19 protein-coding genes are annotated in these 20,782 nt (G+C 65.9%); 13 read left to right on the top strand and 6 right to left on the bottom strand.

The window, feature by feature from the left end:
- Window positions 1-128 precede the first annotated feature (128 nt).
- From K0F85_RS23195 to K0F85_RS23165, 7 genes are read left to right on the top strand one after another with little or no spacing between them, the layout of a single operon-like run.
- Window positions 129-1,118 (top strand): ATP-grasp domain-containing protein, encoded by a 990-nt coding sequence (locus tag K0F85_RS23195; protein ID WP_257638132.1) that lies wholly within the window; start codon window positions 129-131, stop codon window positions 1,116-1,118.
- A complete protein-coding gene (locus K0F85_RS23190; RefSeq protein ID WP_219118286.1) occupies window positions 1,115-2,278 on the top strand; it encodes a phosphoribosyltransferase domain-containing protein in 1,164 nt (387 codons plus the stop codon). Before K0F85_RS23195 ends, K0F85_RS23190 begins: the two co-directional genes overlap by 4 nt.
- Window positions 2,256-3,008, top strand: coding sequence for an HAD family hydrolase (locus K0F85_RS23185; RefSeq protein ID WP_219118285.1), 753 nt, complete (start codon window positions 2,256-2,258; stop codon window positions 3,006-3,008). Before K0F85_RS23190 ends, K0F85_RS23185 begins: the two co-directional genes overlap by 23 nt.
- Window positions 3,005-4,111 (top strand): cysteine protease StiP family protein, encoded by a 1,107-nt coding sequence (locus K0F85_RS23180; protein ID WP_219118284.1) that lies wholly within the window; start codon window positions 3,005-3,007, stop codon window positions 4,109-4,111. Before K0F85_RS23185 ends, K0F85_RS23180 begins: the two co-directional genes overlap by 4 nt.
- Window positions 4,104-5,090, top strand: coding sequence for an HpcH/HpaI aldolase/citrate lyase family protein (locus K0F85_RS23175; protein WP_219118283.1), 987 nt, complete (start codon window positions 4,104-4,106; stop codon window positions 5,088-5,090). Before K0F85_RS23180 ends, K0F85_RS23175 begins: the two co-directional genes overlap by 8 nt.
- Entirely contained in the window at window positions 5,087-6,331 is a 1,245-nt protein-coding gene (locus tag K0F85_RS23170; RefSeq protein WP_219118282.1) for a TerD family protein, read from the top strand. The genes K0F85_RS23175 and K0F85_RS23170 overlap by 4 nt, the downstream gene beginning before the upstream one ends.
- A gap of 24 nt (window positions 6,332-6,355) precedes the next feature.
- Window positions 6,356-6,730: a hypothetical protein gene (locus K0F85_RS23165; RefSeq protein WP_219118281.1), complete on the top strand. Its 375-nt coding sequence runs from the start codon at window positions 6,356-6,358 to the stop codon at window positions 6,728-6,730.
- 177 nt (window positions 6,731-6,907) lie between these two features.
- Here K0F85_RS23165 and K0F85_RS23160 read toward each other — a convergent pair whose 3' ends face one another.
- Together K0F85_RS23160 and K0F85_RS23155 are read right to left on the bottom strand one after the other, a co-directional pair.
- Complete coding sequence (locus K0F85_RS23160; RefSeq protein WP_219118280.1) at window positions 6,908-9,343, bottom strand: hypothetical protein; 2,436 nt, start codon at window positions 9,341-9,343, stop codon at window positions 6,908-6,910.
- Window positions 9,344-9,468: 125 nt separating this feature from the next.
- On the bottom strand, window positions 9,469-10,482 hold the full coding sequence (locus K0F85_RS23155) for a serine/threonine protein kinase (protein WP_219118279.1): 1,014 nt from the start codon (window positions 10,480-10,482) through the stop codon (window positions 9,469-9,471).
- A 103-nt stretch (window positions 10,483-10,585) separates the two neighbouring features.
- Between K0F85_RS23155 and K0F85_RS23150 the strand changes: the two genes are divergently transcribed.
- The 6 genes from K0F85_RS23150 (at window position 10,586) to K0F85_RS23125 (ending at window position 16,922) form a co-directional block, all read left to right on the top strand.
- The gene (locus tag K0F85_RS23150; protein ID WP_034785080.1) at window positions 10,586-11,284 is read left to right on the top strand and encodes a UPF0149 family protein; all 699 of its coding nucleotides are present in this window, start codon (window positions 10,586-10,588) and stop codon (window positions 11,282-11,284) included.
- A 78-nt stretch (window positions 11,285-11,362) separates the two neighbouring features.
- A complete protein-coding gene (locus K0F85_RS23145; protein ID WP_219118278.1) occupies window positions 11,363-12,283 on the top strand; it encodes a LysR family transcriptional regulator in 921 nt (306 codons plus the stop codon).
- Window positions 12,284-12,385: 102 nt separating this feature from the next.
- Window positions 12,386-13,930: an MFS transporter gene (locus K0F85_RS23140; protein WP_257638131.1), complete on the top strand. Its 1,545-nt coding sequence runs from the start codon at window positions 12,386-12,388 to the stop codon at window positions 13,928-13,930.
- A gap of 42 nt (window positions 13,931-13,972) precedes the next feature.
- Entirely contained in the window at window positions 13,973-15,055 is a 1,083-nt protein-coding gene (locus K0F85_RS23135) for an HlyD family secretion protein (protein ID WP_219118277.1), read from the top strand.
- Complete coding sequence (locus K0F85_RS23130) at window positions 15,052-16,491, top strand: efflux transporter outer membrane subunit (RefSeq protein ID WP_219118276.1); 1,440 nt, start codon at window positions 15,052-15,054, stop codon at window positions 16,489-16,491. The genes K0F85_RS23135 and K0F85_RS23130 overlap by 4 nt, the downstream gene beginning before the upstream one ends.
- Entirely contained in the window at window positions 16,488-16,922 is a 435-nt protein-coding gene (locus K0F85_RS23125; RefSeq protein ID WP_219118275.1) for a hypothetical protein, read from the top strand. Before K0F85_RS23130 ends, K0F85_RS23125 begins: the two co-directional genes overlap by 4 nt.
- A gap of 5 nt (window positions 16,923-16,927) precedes the next feature.
- Here the strand turns inward: K0F85_RS23125 and K0F85_RS23120 are convergent, their stop codons facing one another.
- Genes K0F85_RS23120 through K0F85_RS23105 form a run of 4 tightly spaced genes read right to left on the bottom strand, consistent with a single transcriptional unit; the run spans window position 16,928 to window position 20,782 of the window.
- The gene (locus tag K0F85_RS23120; RefSeq protein ID WP_219118274.1) at window positions 16,928-17,716 is read right to left on the bottom strand and encodes an ATP-binding cassette domain-containing protein; all 789 of its coding nucleotides are present in this window, start codon (window positions 17,714-17,716) and stop codon (window positions 16,928-16,930) included.
- 2 nt (window positions 17,717-17,718) lie between these two features.
- Complete coding sequence (locus K0F85_RS23115; protein WP_219118273.1) at window positions 17,719-18,777, bottom strand: iron ABC transporter permease; 1,059 nt, start codon at window positions 18,775-18,777, stop codon at window positions 17,719-17,721.
- Window positions 18,774-19,700: a hemin ABC transporter substrate-binding protein gene (locus K0F85_RS23110; RefSeq protein WP_219118272.1), complete on the bottom strand. Its 927-nt coding sequence runs from the start codon at window positions 19,698-19,700 to the stop codon at window positions 18,774-18,776. Before K0F85_RS23110 ends, K0F85_RS23115 begins: the two co-directional genes overlap by 4 nt.
- A complete protein-coding gene (locus K0F85_RS23105) occupies window positions 19,688-20,782 on the bottom strand; it encodes a hemin-degrading factor (RefSeq protein ID WP_219118271.1) in 1,095 nt (364 codons plus the stop codon). Before K0F85_RS23105 ends, K0F85_RS23110 begins: the two co-directional genes overlap by 13 nt.

Genomic DNA, 20,782 nt, shown 5'->3' with positions numbered 1-20,782 from the left:
GCCAGGTTAAGTTTTTCTGGCTAAGCTCCCCGCGCGCGCACCTGCGCGCGGCTTCCCCTATTTCCACCCGGTCCCCGTACATGCAAAGAGTCTGGTTCAACAAAACATTTTCCTCGGTTGGCACGGCCATGCGCCTGATCCGCGAGGCCGATATGGCCGCCACTGGCGGTGTGCCCCGCTATCACCTCGTGTGCAGCAATACGAACGCGCATGCTGCCGCCTTCTTGTCGGCCCACGAATATGCGGTCGAACCGTCGGGACTGACGGGGCACAACTATGTCGAGTGGTGCCTGGAATTTTGCCGCGACCGCCACATCACGATTTTTTGGCCCGGCAAGGAAGCGGGCCTGATCGGCAGCGCCAGCGCGCGCTTCGCCGCCCTCGGCACGCGCGTGCTCAGCGTGGCCAGCGAAGAGACGCTGAACCTGATGCATGACAAGGCGCGCTTCTGCGACGGCCTCGATCTGCCCATGGCGCGCCCGGCCGACTACCGCGCCGTGACGACCATCGAGGAATACGACGCCGCCTACGCCGAGCTGCGCCCGCTGCATCGCAAACTGTGCATCAAGCCCTCGGAATCCGTGTATGGCCTGGGCTTTGCCGTGCTCGATGAAGAGCGCTCGAGCGCCCAGTTGCTGCTGGCCGGCGCCGCCTATCAGGTCAATGCGCAAGAGTTGCGCAACGGCCTGGCGCAGATGGCGTCTTTCAAGACCCTGCTGCTGATGGAATACCTCGATGGCCACGAATACAGCGCCGACTGCGTGGCCGAGCAGGGCAAGCTCATTTGCGCCGTGCCGCGCAAGAAGCTGCACACGGGCGGCAGCGGCCAGCTGATCGAACTGCGCGCCGACTTGCTGGCAGCCTGCGAAAAACTGGCACGTGACTACCGCCTGAACGGCGTCTTCAACATTCAGTTCCGCGTCGGCGCGAATGGCCTGGCTTTGTTGGAAATCAACCCGCGCATGTCGGGCGGCATCGGCATGGCTTGCGCGGCAGGTCCCAACCTGCCCTACCTGGCGCTGGCCGGCTTCGACCAGGGCTTTGACAAGCTCACTGTGCCCGCCATCCACGAAGGCATGCGCGTGGGCGAAGCCGCCTACGCCGTGGAGCTGCCATGAACCTCGTCAAGCAGCAGATGCCCACGGGCGAGCTGACCTTGAAAGTGGACGAGGCGCGCTTTCCGCTGGACTGGCTGATCGGCTTTGCCGCGCGCGCCAACGCCAAGCGCGGCTTCCTGTTCCTGTCCAAGGTGCTGGGCAAGCACTGGCCCGTTACGCCGCGCGCCATGCAAGCCATCCACGACGACCTGGCCGCGCAGATTCCCCCCAGCCTGCCCGGCCCCGTGGTCTTCATCGCCATGGCGGAAACAGCCGTCGGCCTGGGCCAGGGCGTGTTCGAAGCCTGGCTGCGCGCCAATCCCGGCTCTTCCTGCAAGGCGCTGTTTTTACACAGCTCACGCTACCGCGTGGGCAGCGTGCCCTTCTTCGAATTCGAGGAATCGCACAGCCACGCGCCGCGCCAGTTTCTGCATTTGTCCGACACTGCCAGCGCGCTGTTTTCCACGGCCCGCAGCCTGGTGCTGATCGACGATGAAGCGTCGACCGGCAACACCTTCGCCAACCTGGTGCAAGTGTGCCGCGCACGCTATCCTCAGCTGGAAAAACTGCACCTGGGCGTGATCACCAATTTCATGGGCCAGGCCGCCAACGCGGGCCTGACGCAGCGTTTCGGCCTGCCCACCAGCGTAGGCGCGGCGCTCTCCGGCCACTACGCCTTCCAGGCCGGCGATGCACCGGCTCCGATAGCGGCCAGCGCGCAGCGCTTCGAAGCCAACGAGGAACGGGGCGCCAGCCCCGCGTTCGGACGCATCGGCGTGGGACGCGCCTTGAGCCCGCCGCAAGGCCTGGCGGTGCAACTGGCACAGGAAATCGGCGCCGGCGACTCCGTGCTGGTGCTGGGCACGGGCGAATTCATGCACCCCTCGTTCTTGCTGGCGCGCGAACTCGAAGCGCTGGGCAGGAACGTGGTGGTGCAATCGACCACGCGCTCGCCGATTTTGTCCTGGGGCTCCGTCGGCCAGATCGTCCGCTGCGACGACAATTACGGCGAAGGCATCGCCAATTACCTGTACAACGTGGCCCCTGGCCAGTACCAGCACGTTTTCATCTGCCATGAAACCCCGGCCAGCCCGGCCCTCATGCAACTCGCAGGCCAGTTGAATGGCCGCCTGTTCCACTTTCAGTCAGAGACCAAAATTGAAGAAATTCCTGTTTGTTGATCTGGACGACACACTGTTCCAGACCCCGAAAAAATGCCCGGGCGAGACCGACCTGCAGCCAGCCGCCTACCTGAAAAATGGCGACGCCTGCTCCTTTACGACGGCACGCCAGCGCGCCTTTTTTGAATTCGCGCAAAGCGGCATGACCCTCATACCCGCCACGGCCAGGAATGGCGACGCCTTCCGCCGGGTCGACCTGCCGTTTACCAGCTACAGCGTGCTCGATTACGGCGGCATCGTCCTGCAGCCTGGCGGCGCGCTCGACGCGGGCTGGCTGGCGCTGATGCAGAACGACATGCAGACAGCGCTGCCCGGCCTGCAGGACGCCATGCGCATCATCGACGATTTCCAGATCACGGCAGGCATGCCCTCGCGCGCACGCCTGATCGAAGATTACAACACGCCGTTCTACATCGTCGTCAAGGACCATGAAGCGCGTGGCGAACGTCTGGCCGACATCGAGGAGCAGGTGCTGCAGCAATGGATCGCGACCGAAGGCGCCGACTACTTCATCCACCGTAACGGCAACAACCTGGCAGTGCTGCCGAAGACCTTGAACAAGGCGCGCGCCGTGGCCTACCTGCGCGCGGAGCTGGAAGCCGAGCATGGCGCCATCGTCAGCTTCGGCATGGGCGACAGCCGTTCGGACGCGCGTTTCATGGCAGCCTGCGACTACGCCATCATCCCCAATGGCACCCAGCTGGCAGCCCTCACGGTGGCGGCGCTATGACGCACAGCACGCAGCACTTCAGCGGCAGCTACCGCCAGGAAGACGTGGAATTTCTCCTCACGCCGATGGCGCTCGAACCCATCCTCGACCTGGCCGAAAAGGAACGCTTGATCCAGTCGGGCCAGCGCCACTACAGCGAAATGCTGTCGCCGGAATCGCTGCCCTCGCCCGCCTACCTGGCCCTGTTCAAGAGCGCGTTTGCGGCCAACCGCCTGCAGATGGCGCGCGATTGCCTGCGCCTGGCGGCCCTGATCGCGGCGCGCCGCACTGGCCCCATCACGCTGGTCTCGCTGGCGCGCGCCGGCACGCCCGTGGGCGTCATCCTCGGGCATTTGCTGCGCCAGGTGTTCCAGCGCGCATGCAGCCATTATTCCGTCTCCATCATCCGCGACCGCGGCATCGATGCGAATGCCGTCAAGCACATGCTGGCGCAGGGCCACAGTGACGCCTCGCTCGTCTTCGTCGACGGTTGGACGGGCAAAGGGGTGATCTCGCGCGAACTGCGCCAGACGGTCAACGATTTCAATGCCGCCCATGGCACGGCGATAGACGGCGGCCTGTTCGTGCTGTCCGACCTGGCCGGCACGGCAGCCTGCGCCGCCTCGGCCAGCGACTACCTGATCCCGTCGAGCATCTTGAATGCCACCGTCTCGGGCCTGGTGAGCCGTTCCGTGCTCAATGACAGCATCGGCCCCGACGACTTCCATGGCTGCGTGTACTACGCGCAGTTCGAACAGCACGACCAGTCGCGCGATTTCGCCGATGGCCTGGTGGCCGACGCCATGGCCATTGCTTCGAGCAGCGGCATCCCGCTGGCCGAAGCGAGCGATGCGCCAGCCATGGCGGCCCGCTCGCAAGCCTACATGGCCGCCGCGCAGCAGGAATACGGCATCAGCGACATCAACCTGATCAAGCCAGGCATCGGCGAGGCGACGCGCGTGCTGCTGCGCCGCGTGCCCGAGCGCCTGATCGTGCGCGACACGAATGCGCCGGACGTGGCACATTTGCTGCTACTGGCGCAGGAAAAAGCCATACCCGTCACAGTAGAACCGGCGCTGCCTTACCAGGCGGTCGCCCTCATCAGGAGCGCAGTCGATGGATAACAACTCCCTACACCCACAAAGTGAGCACAAGGCGGCGCTGGGCGCCTCCATGTACGTGCCGACCACCCACAAGGACTTGCTGGCGATCGCCAATGGCGACAAATTCAGCCATTTGCGTTCGGTGATCCTGTGTACCGAAGACGCCATCGCCGAGCGCGACCTCAGCTACGCGCTGTTCAACCTGTCGCTGGCGCTGCAAAACATGGGCGACGAATCGGATACCTTGCGCTTCGTGCGCGTGCGCAATCTCGAGGTGCTGGCGCGCGTGCTGGGCATGCCCGGCGCCGAGAAATTGAGCGGCTTCGTGCTGCCCAAGTCCACGCGCCACAATTTCGCCGCCTATTTCGAGCTGGTGCGCCACACGCACCATTTGCTGATGCCGACGCTGGAAACGGCGGAAGTGTTCGACGACGAGGAAATGAAGCAGTTCCGCATCCTCCTGTCGGCGCCGGACGTGCGTCGCCGCATCCTGGCCCTGCGCATAGGCGGCAACGATTTATTGGCACTGCTGGGACTGCGCCGCCCCACCAGCGGCACCATCTACCAGACGCCGCTGGGCCAGGTCATCGGCCGCCTGGTCACCATCTTCAAGCCGCACGGCTTCCAGCTGACGGCGCCCGTCTTCGAGCACCTGTCGCAGGGCAGCTGGCTGGACGCCGAAGTGGCGCAGGACATGGCACACGGCATGATCGCCAAGACAGCCATCCACCCGGATCAGGTACCGCAGATCGAGCGCCACTACCAGGTGGCGCAGTCGGACATCGAACTGGCGCTGCGCATCATCGACCCGGACAGCCCGGCCGTGTTCCGCATGCAGGAATCGATGTGCGAAGTGGCGACCCATTCGAGCTGGGCGCAGCGCATCATCGAGCAGGCGCGCCTGTTCGGCATCCGCCATGCGGCCGACGCGGCACCGGCGCAACAGACGAATAACTCATTGACTCAACTCTCAAGCGACGAAGGGATTGCACGACCATGACCAATTTCACACGCGGACAAAAAGGCAAACTGGCTGACCTGGGCTTGAATGGCCCGTTTGCCGTCACTCTCGATATCATTTCCGGCTCGATGGAAGTGGACGTCAGCTGCTTCGGCGTCGATGCGGCCGGCAAACTGTCGGACGACCGTTACATGGTGTTCTTCAACCAGAAAAGCGCGCCGGACAACGCCATCACGGTGGACTTGAACGGCCCCCGCTCCACTTTCCAGGTGGACCTTTCGCGCCTGCCCGCCTCCATCGACAAGCTGGTATTTACGGCAGCGACGGAACAGGGCAGCATGCGCGCGCTGGGCAACTCCAGCATGGCGCTGGGCCAGGCCGCCACATTTGCCTTCACGGGCAATGACTTCCAGGACGAAAAAGCCGTCATCATCGGCGAACTGTATCGCCGCGACGGCAGCTGGCGCTTCGGCGCCGTGGGCCAGGGCTTTGCCGGCGGCCTGGCGGCGCTGCTGAAGCACTTTGGCGGCAGCGAGGCAGGGGCGTCGTCGCCGGCGCCTGCACCGATTCCCGTTCCCACACCAGCGGCCCCGCCAGCGGCGAATAAAATCTCGCTGTCGAAGATCCGCCTGGAAAAACGCGGCGACAAGATTTCGCTCGACAAGCGCGACAGCGGCGGCTATGGCCGCATCCGCGTCAACCTGAACTGGAACCAGAACGCCGCGCAAGGCCAGGCGCCGGCCTCGAAGCTGGACACTGGCTTCCTCGGCAAGTTGTTCAACAAGCCGGCCGGCCGCGCGGGCGGCATCGATCTCGACATCGGCTGCCTGTTCGAGATGAGCAATGGCGCCAAGAGCGCCGTGCAGGCGCTGGGCAACAGTTGGGGCGCCTACGAACGCCCACCGTACATCCACCTGGAAGGCGACGACCGCACGGGCAACGTCAGCAGCGGTGAAAACATCTTCATCAACGGCACCCATTTCGACCAGATCAAGCGCGTGCTCGTGTATGCATTCATCTACGAAGGCGTGCCGAACTGGGCCGCGACCGATGGCGTCGTGACGATCGACATTCCCGGCCAGCCGAGCGTGGAAGTGCGCCTCGACACCGACAGCTCGCACGCCATGTGCGCCATCGCCATGCTGGAAAACCACGGCGGCAATCTGCAGGTGACAAAATTGGTGGAATACTTCGGCGGCCAAGGTAAAATCACGGCGCACCAGGCCATGGACGAAAGATACAACTTTGGACTGAACTGGAAAGCCGGCCGCAAGGACTGATCCTTTTACCTAGACAACCCTACCATGACCCCAACGACAAAAAAAGTCACCTTCGCCTTCGCCATCTTCCTCGTGGCCGGCTTCCTGCTGCTGGCCGCCTATACGTGGATGACACTCAGCTTCTCGTACTCGGAAGGCGAACGGGCGGGCTACCTGCAAAAGTTCTCCAAACGGGGCTGGATTTGCAAGACATGGGAAGGTGAATTGCTGCTGACGGCGCTGCCGGGCACCATCCCGGAAAAATTCCAGTTCAGCGTGCGCGAAGAAGACGTGGCGAAGCAGTTGACGGCCGCCGCCGGCAAGCGCATCCTCGTCACCTACAGCCAGCACAAGGGCGTGCCCACGCAATGCTTCGGCGAGACGGAATATTTTGCCGATAAAGTCGTATTGAGCCAGTAACACAGCCACTCCAGCAGCACCGCGCCGGCCAGGCATGCTCGGGCCGGCGCCACTCCCGCCAGCCACTTATCCGCTTCCCGCCCTGACGCTACGGGCGTATCTGCCTTTCCGCCCTGGCACAGTGACGGCATAGCGGGCCGCCGTGCGCGCTACGGCAGATTTTGTTCGCTGTCCGACCTAGCGCGAACGCCAGACGGCTCCCGCCTCATTTGGCTGCGTCAAGCGCTCGATCACTTCGCGCGTCAAACTGGCCGAGCTGACTTGTTCGGCTTTTGCGCGGGCGGCGCTCAAGGAGCTGGAAAACGCGTTTTGCGGCTGTTCCAGGCTCGAGCGCAGGGCGGCCAGTTCGCGCTCCTGCTGTTGCGCGCGCGCCGTCTCCATCTCCAGCAATTGCTGTCTGGCTGCGGCCATGGCAACCGTCGTCTCAGCCGCCTTGCGCTGCAAGGCGGCGTGGGCCTGGGCACTGGCCAGCAAGGCTTGCTGTGCGGCGAGCTTCTCGCTGGCGGCCTGCTGCGCGGCCAGTTCCAGCTGCTCGCGCTGGCGCATGGCGTCGAGCGCCTGCTGTTCCATGGCGGCGCGCGTTTCCGCTGCCACCGTGGCCTGCTTTTCCGCTTCAAGGCGGCCGGCGATGGCTTGCGAGGCGCGCTCTTCGGCACTGCTGGTCTGGCGCTGCTGCACCAGTTTTTGCGCGATCAGGGCCAGCGACTCGCGCTCGGCAGCAACGAAATCGCGCTCGGACGCCAGCAGCGCATCGGCAGCTTGCGCCTTGTCTTCTTCCACCCGGGCGCGCTCGCTATGCACTTGTCCCAGTTCCACGGCCAGGCGCGCCTGCGCCTGCACGGCTTGCGCGGCAGCCGCTTTCTGTTCGCCTTCGACCAGGGCCTGGTCCATCAGGATGCGAATCGCGTCGGCTTCTTTTTGCGCCGCTTCCTGCAAGGCCTGCTCGGCCGCATGCTGGCCGCGCAACAGTTCCGCTTGCGCGCCTTCGGCGGCGATGCGTTCCCGGGCCGCATTGAATGCCAGCGCTTCGGCTGCCAGTTTGTCTTTCAAGGCGGCGATGGCGGCTTGTTCCGCTGCCAGGCGCTCCTGCTCGGCCTGCAGCAGCTGCTCTGCCTGCCGCGCTTTTTCCTGCGCCAGTTGCGACGCTTGCGCCTGCGCAGCCAATGTGGCTTGGCCGGCATCGACTTCAACCTGCTCGGCTTGGTTCTGGCTGGCCGCCAATTCGGCCGCCTGGCGTGCCAGGTCGGCGCGTTCGTGGGCCAGGCTGGCGGCGCGCTGCTGCTCTTCCAGCTCGCGGGCTGCTGCCACGGCGGCTGCCTGTTCGGCCGCTTCGCGAGCCTTGGTTTCTTCGAGAGCTGCCGTTTCCGCTTCCAGTCTGGCGTGGCCGGCGATTTCCGCATCCTGTTCGGCAGCCACGCGGGCCAGCGCCACGGCGCGCAACTGACGATCCACTTCGATGCGCGCCTCGGTGGCAGCCAGGATGCGCACGTCGGCATCGCGGCGCGCCTGCGCGCTGGCCACGGCAACCATTTCCAGGCGCTCGCGGTGGATGGCCGCGTCGCGCAATTCCTTTTCCGTCTGCAGGCGCAACCGCAGGGACTGCGCCGCATGGCGTTCCGATTCCGCCTGCGCCAGCGCGATGGCTTCACGCTCCTGTTCCAGGTGCGCCAGCGCGCGCGCCTCTTCCAGGGCGCGCACTTCGGCAGCGGCGCGGTTGAAGGCCGATTCCAGTGCGATCTGGTCGGCGCGCTCGCGCTGCACCGTCAAGTCCAGCGCTTCGCTTTCCGCTTCGGCCAGCATCTGCGCCGTCTGGCGCGCACCGTGCGCATGACGTTCGCGCTCACGCGCCAGCACGGCGACACGGGCGTCCGCCGAAGCGATGCCCACCATTTCTTCCTTGGCCGCCTGCACGGCGGCGACGCGCTCGACGGCCTGCAGGCGCGCCTGCTCCGTCTGCACCTGCAATTCTTCGGCGGCGCGGGCGGCCTGCTCGGCCAGTTCCGACTGCACGGCCACTTGCTCGCTGGCGCGCAAGCGGCTTTCCTGTTCGGCGCGCGAACGCTGTTCGGCGGCCAGGCGGATTTCATTATCAGACTCCACGCGGGCGCGCAATTCGGCCGTCTCCTGCTTGACGGCTTCCAGGCGGGCCACGCTGGCCTGCGCGGCGGCGCGCATGGTATCGAGACGTTCGCGGTTGGCGGCAATCGCCTCTTCGGCTGCCTGCGCATTTTGCTGCGCGGCGGCGGCGGCGGCCGCGTCGATGGCGGCCCGGTCCTCGGCCAGCGAACGCACGCGCGCCTCGGCCAGCGCGCGACTTTCGGCGGCGCAGGTGGCCTTCGCCTCCGCTTCCACGCGGGCGATCGCCTCGTGGATGGCTTTCAATTCCATTTTCTGGCGTTCGGCAGCCGGTGCCTTGCTGTCGGCTTCAACTGCCGCCTCGGCCTGCGGTTCGGCTTGCAATTCGGGCGTGATGGCGAGCGCTGGCGCTTCCGCCTTGCGCTCCAGGTCCTTGAAATCATGCAGCGAGACCATGCTGTCCTGGTCGAACTCGTCGTCGGCCGAATAGGCGACGGTGAGGGAGGCGGCCTGGCGCTGATTTTGCTGTGCTTGCATGATTTCTCGCTTATTCGGGTGAATTCCATTGCTTATAGGAATTTATTAGCACCATTATCGAGCAAGCATGCACAAATCAGCGCGGCAAGTAGAGGGGCGTTTACCGCCCTTTTCCGGCGTTTAGGTCAAAACGACCACAATGGCGCTTCATCCATCAGGGCTACCTGCTCCCTGAGTTCAAGGATACGGTCCTGCCAATAACGCTGCGTGTTAAACCACGGGAAGGCGACGGGGAAGGCGGGGTCGTCCCAGCGGCGCGCCAGCCAGGCCGAATAATGGATCAAACGCAGGGTGCGCAGCGCTTCGACCAGGTATAGCTGGCGCGGCTCGAAGTCGCAAAAATCTTCGTAGCCGGCCAGGATGTCGCTCATCTGGCGCACCTGGTCGCTGCGCTCGCCCGACAGCATCATCCACAGGTCCTGGATGGCCGGGCCCATGCGGCTATCGTCGAAATCGACGAAATGCGGGCCGGCATCCGTCCACAGCACGTTGCCGCCATGGCAGTCGCCATGCGTGCGCAGCACGGCCACGTCGCCCGCGCGGTCATAGCAGCGCTTGACGCCATCGAGCGCCTGCTGCGCCACGCTGGAATAGGCAGCCAGCAGTTCGGGCGGCAGGAAATTGCCTTCCAGCAGGAACTCGCGCGGCTCGACGCCAAACGTCTGGTGATCGAGCGCCGGGCGTTCCTTGTAAGTGGACAGCGCGCCGACGGCGTGGATGCGGCCGATGAAGCGTCCTATCCATTCCAGCGTCGCCGGGTCGTCCAGCTCGGGCGCGCGGCCGCCGTGGCGGGGGAAGACGGCAAAGCGGAAGCCCTGGTACTGGTGCAGGGTGCTGCCATGGATGTCCAGCGCCGGCACCACCTGGATTTCGCGCTCGACCAGCTCGGACACGAACGTGTGCTCTTCCAGGATGGCCGTATCGCTCCAGCGCGCCGGACGGTAAAACTTGGCCACCAAGGGCGCGCTGTCTTCGATGCCCACCTGGTAGACGCGGTTTTCATAGCTATTGAGCGCCAGCAGGCGGCCATCGCCGCGCAGCCCCACGCTCTCGAGTGCGTCGAGCACGCAATCGGGGCTCAGTGCGGAAAAGGGATGGACGGGCCGGTCGTCCTCGTGCGGCGAGTTTTCATTGTGCATAAGCGACATTGTAAGGCGCGCGCTGGCCGCTGGTGCAAACACTTCGGTGAGGAAGCGCCGCTAGGCGTATACTGGCGCCTTACATTCCATCAAAGAGCAAGCCATGCAACTCGAACAACCATTATCAGAAAAAGAATTCGACGAACTAGACCAATTCCTGTTGTCGGAGCGCTGCTCCGAAGACGCGATGACCATGGATATGCTGCACGGCTATCTGACGGCGGTGGCCATCGGCCCGGAACCGATCATGCCGGCCGAGTGGTTGCCGCGCGTCTGGGGCGAAGATGCGGAAGATGCACCAAAATTCAAGAACAGCAAGGAAGAAGAACGCATCGTCAACCTGATCATGCGCTTCATGAACGAAGTGCTGGTGACGTTTGAAGTCGCGCCCAAGGAATTCGAGGCCCTGTTCGTCGAGCACGACTACGAAGGCCAGACCCTGATCGACGCCGAAGCCTGGTGCTGGGGCTTCTGGGACGGCATGGAACTGCGTCCTGGCTCGTGGAACGAGATCTGGGATTCCGAAGTGGCCGAGCTGATGCAGCCGATCTACCTGCTGGGCGCCGACGAAATCAAGGAAGAAGAACTGAAACTGGTGGAAGACCCGGTCAAGGCGCACAAGCTGGCGCAGGAACTCGAAGCGAACCTGCCGGCCATCCACCGTTTCTGGGTCCCGCGCCGCAAGGCTCCCGTGCAAACCATGAAGCGCGAAGAGCCGAAAGTGGGCCGCAACGACGACTGCCCTTGCGGCAGCGGCAAGAAGTTCAAGAAGTGCTGCGGCGCCGAGCCGGCAGCCGAGTAATCCCGCAGTAGCATCTCCCCCTGCGCCGGCGTCCTGCCGGCGCAGCGCTGGCATTAGCCCAAGAGCTATAATCGCCGCATGAAACTCCCCGACCTGAACCTGCTCGTCGCCCTTGACATCCTGCTCGAGGAAGGCAGCGCCGTGGCCGCCGCGCGGCGCATGAATTTGAGCGCACCGGCCATGAGCCGCACGCTGGCGCGCATCCGCGACGCCATCGGCGACCCCGTCTTCGTGCGCTCCGGGCGCGGCCTGGCGCCTACCCCGCGCGCGCTGGAATTGCGCGAGCAGGTGCGCGGCGTGGTGGAGCAGGCGCACGCCATCTTCACCTCCGGCCGTGAAGTGGACTTGCGCACCCTGGAACGCACTTTCAGCCTGTGCGCCAACGACGTATTTGTCGGCGCATACGGCGGCAAGCTGCGCGACCTGCTGGCCATCCATGCGCCGCACACGGCGCTGCGCTTCGTGCCCGAAGGCGACGGCGCCACGGAAAGCGATGCCCTGCACGCGGGCCGCATCGACCTTTACATCAGCGCGCGGCGCGCCTTTGCGCCCGACATCAAGCTGCAGCAGCTGTTTACCAGTTCCTTTGTCGGCATCGCCCGCAATGACCACCCGATCTTCGACGGCCCCGTCAACCTCGACAGTTTTACAGAATATGAACATATCAGCGTCTCGCGGCGCGGCCTGGCACGTGGCCCATTCGATGCCGCCCTGGCCGAGCGGGGCTACACGCGCAGGGTTTCACTGATCAGCCCTAATTTTCAGTCCGCCATCTTCGCCGTGGCCGATTCGCGCCTGCTGCTGCCGCTGATGCCCACGCCGCTGCTGGCCATCGTCGAGCGGCTGGGCTTGAAGCTGCGCACGTTTCAGCTGCCCATCCCCGTCGACGGCGTTGAAATCTTCCAGGCCTGGCACCCGCGCCTCGACCACGACCATGCGCACCGCTGGCTGCGTCGCACGATCAAGGAGCTGTGCAGCAGCACGCCAGCGGATGCTTGAATCATTGCGTGGCACGCAATTCAGACTTCATCAATGATCAATTTTCATCCTATTTAGCGCTACCTATACTGCGTGGACTGATTCTCATCCACGGAGTTCCCTGTGTCCGCTGTACTGCATCCCGGCGCCGTCCCGACGACGGCGCCACCACCTTCACCGCCAGTGCCTCCCGCGCCGCCAGTTTTTGGCCTGCGCCTGGCCACGGGCCTGGCCGGCGTGCTGCTGGCCGTGCTGGTGGCCGGCCTGAATGAAAACATCACCAAGGTCGCGCTGGCCGACATCCGCGGCGCCATGGGCATCACGCGCGACGACGCCAGCTGGCTCGTCGCCCTGTATGCGGCCGCCTCGGTATCGGCCATGGCGTTTGCGCCGTGGTGCTCCGTCACATTTTCGCTGCGCCGCCTGACGGCTGCCGCCATCATCGTCTGCATGGCCGCCGGCCTGCTATGCCCGTTGGCGCCGAACCTGTCCGTGCTGGTCTTCCTGCGCGTGGTGCAGGGCGCGGCCGGCGGCGCCCTGCCACCCATGCTGATGACGGTGGCGCTGCGCTTCCTGCCGCCGAATATCAAGCTGTATGGCCTGGGCGGCTATGCGCTGAGCGCCACCTTCGGTCCCAGCCTGGGCACGCCACTGGCCGCCTTCTGGACCGAGTACCTGGGCTGGCAATGGGCCTTCTGGCAAATCATCCCGGGCAGCATCGTCGCCCTGCTGATGGTGTCGTGGGGCTTGCCGCAAGACCCGCTGCGCCTCGATCGCTTGCGCCAGTTCGACTGGCGCGGCCTGCTGCTTGGCCTGCCAGCCATCAGCATGCTGGTGGTCGGCTTGCTGCAGGGCGAGCGCCTAGCGTGGTTCGCCTCGCCCCTGATTTGCGTGCTGTTGGGCGGCGGCTTCCTGCTGCTGCTATCGTTTCTCATCAACGAGTGGTCGCACCCGCTGCCATTTTTCAAGCTGCAGTTGCTGTCGCGGCGCAACCTCAGCCACGCCCTGCTGACCCTGGGCGGCGTGCTGTTCGTGCTGCTGGCCGTGATCCTCATCCCCTCGTCCTACCTGGCGCAGGTACACGCTTACCGTCCGCTGCAGACGGCGCCCGTGATGCTGATGGTAGCGCTGCCGCAGTTGATCGCCCTGCCGCTGGTGGCCGCCCTGTGCAACATCCGCGCGGTCGACTGCCGCTGGGTGCTGGCCATCGGCCTGGCCATGCTGGCCCTGTCCTGCATGCTGGGTGCGCGCATGTCGCCGGACTCGATACGCACGCATTTCTACCTGCTGCAAGCGGTGCAGATCTTTGCCCAACCCATGGCCGTGATCCCCTTGCTGCTGCTGGCCACCACCGGTCTGGCGCCGCAGGATGGCCCGTTCGCCTCCGCCTGGTTCAACACCATCAAGGGCATGTCGGCCGTCGTCGCCACCGGCGTGCTCGATGCGCTGATCACGCGCCGCAACCATTTTCATTCGACGGTGCTCAGCGATCGCCTGGGCAATCTGCCGATCTCCGTGGACGTGCCAGGTCTGGCGCAGCGCATGCATGCCCAAGTCGTCACCCTGACCTCGTCCGACCTGTACCTCACCGTGGCAGCCATCGCGCTGGCCATGATTGTGATCATTCCCATCCTGCCGACGCGCGTCTATCCGCCGCGCGCTGCTTGAACCGACCTTCTTGAGTTTTCATTTTTACGAAAGAACCCCACCATGACTGCCCCCATCCTGCGCTCGCGCGCTTTTATCCTCGGCCTGGCCCTGCTGGCCTGCGCCCTCGCCTTTTGCGCCTGGCAACTGCTATTCGCCCGAGGCGACGAACAAAGCACCGACGACGCCTTCGTCAGCGCCGACTACACTGTGCTGTCGCCCAAGGTGGGCGGCATCGTGCGGGAAGTGCTGGTGGAAGACAACCAGCCTGTCAAGGCAGGCCAGTTGCTGGTGCGCATCGATGAGCGCGACTACCAGGCGGCCGTCGCCTCGGCCCGCGCCGACGTGGCCAGTGCCGCAGCCCAGCTGGCCACGACCCACGCCACGGTGCAGCGCCAGCAATCGGTGATCGAGCAAGCCACCACCCTGGTCGATGCCAACCAGGCGGAAGACAAACTGGCGCAGCAAGAGCTGGCCCGCTCAACGCACCTGGCCAGCCAGGGCGCAGGCAGCGTGCAAAACGCGCAGCAGGCACAATCGCGCTTCGATGTGAGCCGCGCGCGCCTGGCGCAGAACCGCGCCGCCCTGGCCTCCACCCGCAAGCAGACGGAAATCCTGCAGGCGCAGCAAGGCGCGGCAGAGGCGACCCTGCTGCGTGCCCGCGCCGGTCTGCAACGGGCCGAACTTGATTTATCGCATACCCAGCTGCGCGCCCCCATCGACGGTATCGTGGGACGCCGTGCCGTGCGCGTCGGCGCCCTGGTGGCTCCCGGCGCCAGCCTGCTGGCCGTGGTGCCCTTGAACCGCACTTTCGTCGTCGCCAATCTGCAGGAAACCCAGCTGACCCACGTGCGCCGGGGCCAGCGCGCCAGCATCGCCGTCGACGCCTATCCGGGCGTGCTCCTGCGCGGCACGGTGGACAGCATCGCGCCCGCCACGGGCGTGACGTTTGCCGCCATCGCGCCGGAGAACGCTACCGGCAATTTCACCAAGGTAGTGCAGCGCATCCCCGTCAGGATCGCGCTCGATGCAGGCCAGGATGGCGACACGGACCGGGGCAACCGCCTGCGCGTGGGCATGTCGGCCGAAGTGCGCATCGATACGTCCATGCGCCGCCAACAGCTGCAACAGGTGAGCGCACGATGAAAGCACTGATCTTCATCACTGCCCTGGGCCTGGCCGGCTGCGGCAGCGTCGGCAGCGACTTCCGGCGCCCGCACAACACACTGGGACAGCAATGGCGCCAGGCGCAGGACGCCCGTTTCGCCGCAGCACAAGATGGCGCCATCGAACAGCGCTGGTGGGACAGCTTTGGCGATAGCACCCTGTCGTCCTTGCTGCAGCGCGCCGCCGGCGCCAACCTCGACGTGCTGGCGGCAAGCAGCCGGCTGCAACAAAGCCGCGCCGCGCGCGGCGTGGCCGGCGCCGCGCAAGGCCCGTCCCTGGGCGCGAATGGCAACTACAGTCGCGCGCGCAACAGCGAGCAGGGCTTGAGCGACCCGTCGCGCAACAACGGCCAATCCGCCTACAGCCTGTGGCAAGGCAACCTCGATGCGGCCTGGGAACTGGACCTGTGGGGCCGCGTGCGGCGCGAAGTGGAAGCGGCCGACGCCAGGGTCGAGGTGGCCCTGGAAACGCAGCGCGGCGTGCTGCTGGCCGTGCTGGCCGAGACGGCGCGCGACTACATCGAGTTGCGCGGCGCGCAGCAGACCCTGGCCATCACGCAGCAACTGCTCGATATCGCCGGCCATACATTGAACCTGACGCGCATCCGCCTGCGCGAAGGCGCGGCGACCCAGCTCGACGAAGCCGAGGCGGCGGCCCACGTGGCCACCATCGAAGCGCGCCTGCCGCCGCTGCAGCAGCGCGCAGCGCGACTGGGCAATGCCCTCGCCCTCTTGCTGGCACTGCCGCCGCAAGCCTTGCAGGCGGAACTGGCGGCAAGCGGGGACATTCCGGCCGTGGCCATGCAGGTGCAGTTGGGCGTGCCGAGTAGCCTGGCCGAACGCCGTCCCGACATCCGCCGCGCAGAAGCGCAGCTGCACGCGGCCACGGCCGCCATCGGCGTGGCACAAGGCGATTTTTATCCGCGCATCACGCTCTCGGGCAGCATCGGCCTGCAGGCGATGCAGCTGTCAGACATCGGCTGGGACGCCAGGCACTTTGCCTTCGGCCCCGGCTTCAGCGTGCCCCTGTTCGATGCTGGCCGCCTGCGCGGCAAGCTGCAATTGCGCGAGGCACAGCAGCAGGAGGCGGCCATCGCCTACCGCCAGACGGTGCTGGCCGCCTGGCATGAGGTGGAAGATGCGCTCTCGGGCTACCAGGCCAACGCCCGCCGCCAGGCCAGCCTCGATGACGCCGTCAAACAGGGACGGCGCGCGCTGGGCAGCGCGGAACTGCAGTACCGCCAGGGCGGCACGGACCTGATCAACGTGCTGCATGTGCAAAACACTTTATTGAACAACGAAGCGGCGCTGGTCGACAGCCGCGCCACCGCTGCGCTGTCACTGGTCCAGGTCTACAAGGCGCTGGGCGGCGGCTGGCAAGCATTTTCAACCACCTCGCAAGAAAGCACGCCATGAAACCGAATCCCGCACACTTCTCCATCCACGACGTCAGCGACTTTCCCATCGTGCGCTTTCGCCCTGAAACAGCCGTCACCGGCTATGCCCCGCTGTGGGAAAACGACATGGACGCCCTGCTGCGCCACGGTCTACCGTTCGTCCTGCTGTTCGAAAAGGAACGCAGCGACGAAGCCCACATCGACCGCAGGCGGCGTGGCCTGTGGCTCAAGCATAACAAGCTGGCGCTGGCCGCCATTTGCCGGGGCCTGGTCTCCATCGAAGCCGATGCAGAGGAACGCGCGCGCCTGCAGGTAATGGCGGCCGGCGCCATGCAAGCCTTCGGCATCGTGCAGGAAGTTGCTGCCACGCGTGAACAAGCCGACGCCCTGATGGTGTGGCTGTTGGGCAGCGGCCAGATGGCGCGGCCGCGCGCGACGGACGTGTGGTGAGTGAGTCAGGCCGCCCTGCGTACCGCGCTTCGTGCAGGGATAACGCACACGTCGCCGTCGCTGTTGGTCGCCGTCGTCAGGGCAATGCCGTATAGCGCGGCCAGGGCGGGAACGGCGCCGGCATCGCTGGCGATATCGGCGACCAGCTGGCCCGAACGCAGCAGCAGCAAGCGCTCGAAACCCAGCAAGGCATGGTTGATATCGTGCAGGATGGCGATGACGGCGTGGCCGCGCGCGGCGCAAAACTGCTGCAGGCTATGGAGCAGATCGAACTGCAGGCCGGGATCGAGCGCCGCCAGCGGTTCGTCGACCAGTATCAAGCCGTTTTCCACATCCCACAATTGCGCAAAAATGCGCGCCAGCTGCACCCTCGCCTGTTCGCCGCCAGACAGGGTGTCCAGGCGGCGATCCAGCAAATGTGCGGCGTGCGCCAGGGCGGCCGCGTCCTGCACGATCTGCCCCAGTTGCGGGTCAACCAGGCGTGCCACCCGCCCCAGGCCGATCACCAGCGCGCACTGCATTCCGAAGGCCACGTTCGAACCTTGCGGCAGGACGGCGCGGCGCAGCGCCAATTCGGCCAGCGACCACTGCGCCAGCGGCCGGCCCGCGAACGCCACACGGCCCGCCTGCGGCTGCAGTTCGCGCGCCATCAGCTTGAGCAGGGTCGACTTGCCAGCGCCGCTGGGGCCAAGGACGGCGATGCGCTCCCCCGGTGCCACCTGCACGTTGAAAGGGCCGAAATACTGCGGGCCCAGTTGCGTGGTGGCGAAGGAGAGTTCCAGTATGGGTGTCATGTTCACCTCCAGGCAGTGCCGTGGCGGAAACGCCGCAACAGCATCAGGAAGAAGGGCCCACCCAGCAGGGCCGTGAAAATACCGACGGGCACTTCCGCCGGGATGGCGACGGTGCGCGCCAGGGTGTCGGCCAACAGCAGCAGCAAGCCGCCCATCAGCATCCCCAGCGGCAGCACGCGACGCTGGTCAGCCCCCAGCCAGGTGCGCACCAGGTGGGGCGCGATCAGGCCGATGAAGCCGATGCCGCCGCACCAGGCGACGGCAAAGCCCGTCAACACGGCCACCAGCACGATCACCTGCGTGCGCAGCCGGCCCACGTCGATGCCCACATGCAGTGCTTGCGCCTCGCCCAGCGCCAGCGCGTTCAATGAGCGCATCAGGAAACGCGTGGCCCACAGCGCAGCGGCCAGCACCAGCAACAGGGCCGCCACCTGGCGCCAGCTGCCGGCAGACAGCGAACCGAGGGTCCAGAAAGTCAGGGTGCGCAGCTGGTCATCGCTAGCCAGGTAAATGCACAGGCCCATGATGGCCACCGTGATGGCGTTCAGCGCCACGCCCGTCAGCAGCAGGCCGACGATGGAGCCGTGCGTAGCCCAGCGGGCAACGCGGTCGAGCAGCAAGCAAATGAGCATGGCGCCGACAAAGGCGGCCCCCGGCAGCAACCACACGCGCAGCTCGGGCACCACGTGCAGGCTGGCCGCGAAGACGATGGTGGCCGCGCCCGCGCAGGCGGCGCCGCTGCTCACGCCCAGCAGCCCGGGGTCGGCCAGCGGATTGCGAAACAACCCTTGCGTCAGGCCGCCGGCCAGCGCCAGCGCGGCGCCGATCAGGATGGCGAACAGGGCGCGCGGCAAACGGATATGCCACAGCACGTACGCGCCGCCGGACAGTGCCTCATCGCCCGCTTGCCAGGGCGCCAGCCAGTCGGCCAGGGTCACCGGTACGGCGCCCGCCTGCACGGCGACGAGCAAGCCGCACGCCAGTGCGATGGCCAGCAACCCGCCAGCGCTCCAGTGAGGCAAACGCCAGGATGCTGCTGGCGTCGTCGCGCGCACGTTCATGCCGCCATGGCTTTGGCGAAGGCGGCATCGAGTTCGGCCAGGGCCTGCGGCATGCGCGGGCCAAAGCCCAGCAGCAGCATGGCTTCCTGCGAGACGATGCGGTGCTTGCGCGCGGCCGGCGTCTGCGCCAGGCCCGGTAATTTGAGGATGCCGTCCACGCCGCCCGAGGCCTTCAAGCCTTGGTCCGTGACGAGTACGATGTCGGGCCGCGCGGCGATCACGGCCTCCGGCGTGAGCGGCTTGTAACCGGCGAAACCGGCCTGCCCGCCCATCACATTGACGGCGCCCGCATACGCAAGCATGGCGTCGGCCCCCGTCTCGCGCCCGCCCACCATCACCTGGTTCGGCGCATGGGCGAGGATGAACAGCACGCGCACAGGCGCGTGACTGCGCTGGTGCACCCTGGCCAGGGTGCCGTCCCACTGCTGCTGCAAGGCTTGCGCCAGGCGCGCGGCGGGGTCGGCACGACCCGTGATGCGGCCCACCTGTTTCACGCGCTCGAGCAAGCCTTCGAACTTGTTATTCGCGTTCAGCACCGCCACCGGCACGCCCGCAGCGCGCACCTGGCGCAGCACCGCTTGCGGCCCTGCCTCCTCGGTGGCGATCAGCTGCGTGGGGGCCAGCGACAGCACGCCTTCGGCCGACAAGGTGCGCGCATAACCCACCTGCGCCAGCTGTTGCGCCACGGCCGGATACAGCGAGGTGGCATCGACGCCCACCAGTTCTCCCTGTGCCCCGAGTGCGTAGACGATCTCCGTCAGGGCGCCGCCCACGCTGACGATGCGCCGCGCTTTGAGCATCGGCTTGGATGCGTCGGCGACGGCCGCCAGCGCCTGCATCGGCGCGGCCAGCGCTAATGCGCCGGCCCCCATTTTTTTCAGCGCGATGCGGCGCGCCACGCTGGCGGCGATCATGCGGCGCATAGTTCGCCCTCCTGCACGACGCGCTCGACGATGTGGCGCCATTCGCACAGCTCATGCATGCCCGGCTTGCGTTCGCCGAAGAACATGGCGATGGTGTCGCCCCTGGCATCGAACAGTTCCACGGACGTCACCAGGCCATCGACGGTCGGCTTTCTGACCACCCAGGCGCTAGCGACATGGTCTTCGCGCAAATGCAGGTTGAAGCGCGTGTCGAGGACATTGATCCATGGCCCCATCACGGCGATCTTGTGCACGGGCCCCGAATGGATCTGGATCATGCCGGCATTGCCAACGAAGGCCATGATGGATACTTTTTCGAGGGCGGCGCCATTGAGCAGGTCAAGCACGCAGGATTTGTCGATCTGCTGCACGAAGCGCGCCTCGGCCAGGCGCAGCCCCTGCAGGCGCGAGACCGAAAATTTTTTCAACATGCTGAAAAACTCATGCGTGTCGCGCAGGTCGGCCCAGGCGGCGCGAAAACCGGCCACGTCGATCCGCGCGTCGGGCAGTTCCGCCGGCGGCGGCGCTGGCGGCGCCACGGCGATGCCGGCCGCCTGGTCCGCGTCGGCGAAGCGCGTCACCAGCGCGTCGTAGGCCGCCAGGTCGCTGTGCGGCTTGAGGAAAATCTTGTGCACGACATGGCCTGCAGCGTCAAAGAATTGCAGGCTGCGCTGCACTTCTTGCTCTCCCATCTCGCGTACCGCAAAGCCATGTGCCCACTGACGGTAAAACACGCGCAAGTCGATGTCGCCGCCCAGCACCAGGCCCACATGATTGTTGTGGCTGGCTTTTCGATACACGCCCATCTTTTCATGCACGCACGAGGCGTTGCGCGTCAGCGCCATGACTTCGCCCAGCGGTTCCAGCGCGGCGATGATCGCGGGCCAGTCCGCCTGCAGGCGCTCGGCGCCCAGCAAAGCGCCATCGGCCAGCGACAAGCCCGCGTGCGCGGCGATCAGCTCGCCCTCGGCTATGCCCAGTTCCTCGGCGATGTCGCGGTGGCGGGCTTTCTTTTCGCGGCGCAGGCGGGCAAATTCATTGGCGACCAGCTCGGTATTGCAAATGGGGAAGGTGCTCGACAC

Source organism: Janthinobacterium sp. UMAB-56, from assembly GCF_900095265.1.
In the GTDB taxonomy this organism is placed as follows: Bacteria; Pseudomonadota; Gammaproteobacteria; order Burkholderiales; family Burkholderiaceae_D; genus Janthinobacterium.
Note: the sequence above shows the minus strand (reverse complement) of the source record. Positions and strands in the feature narration are given on the sequence as shown.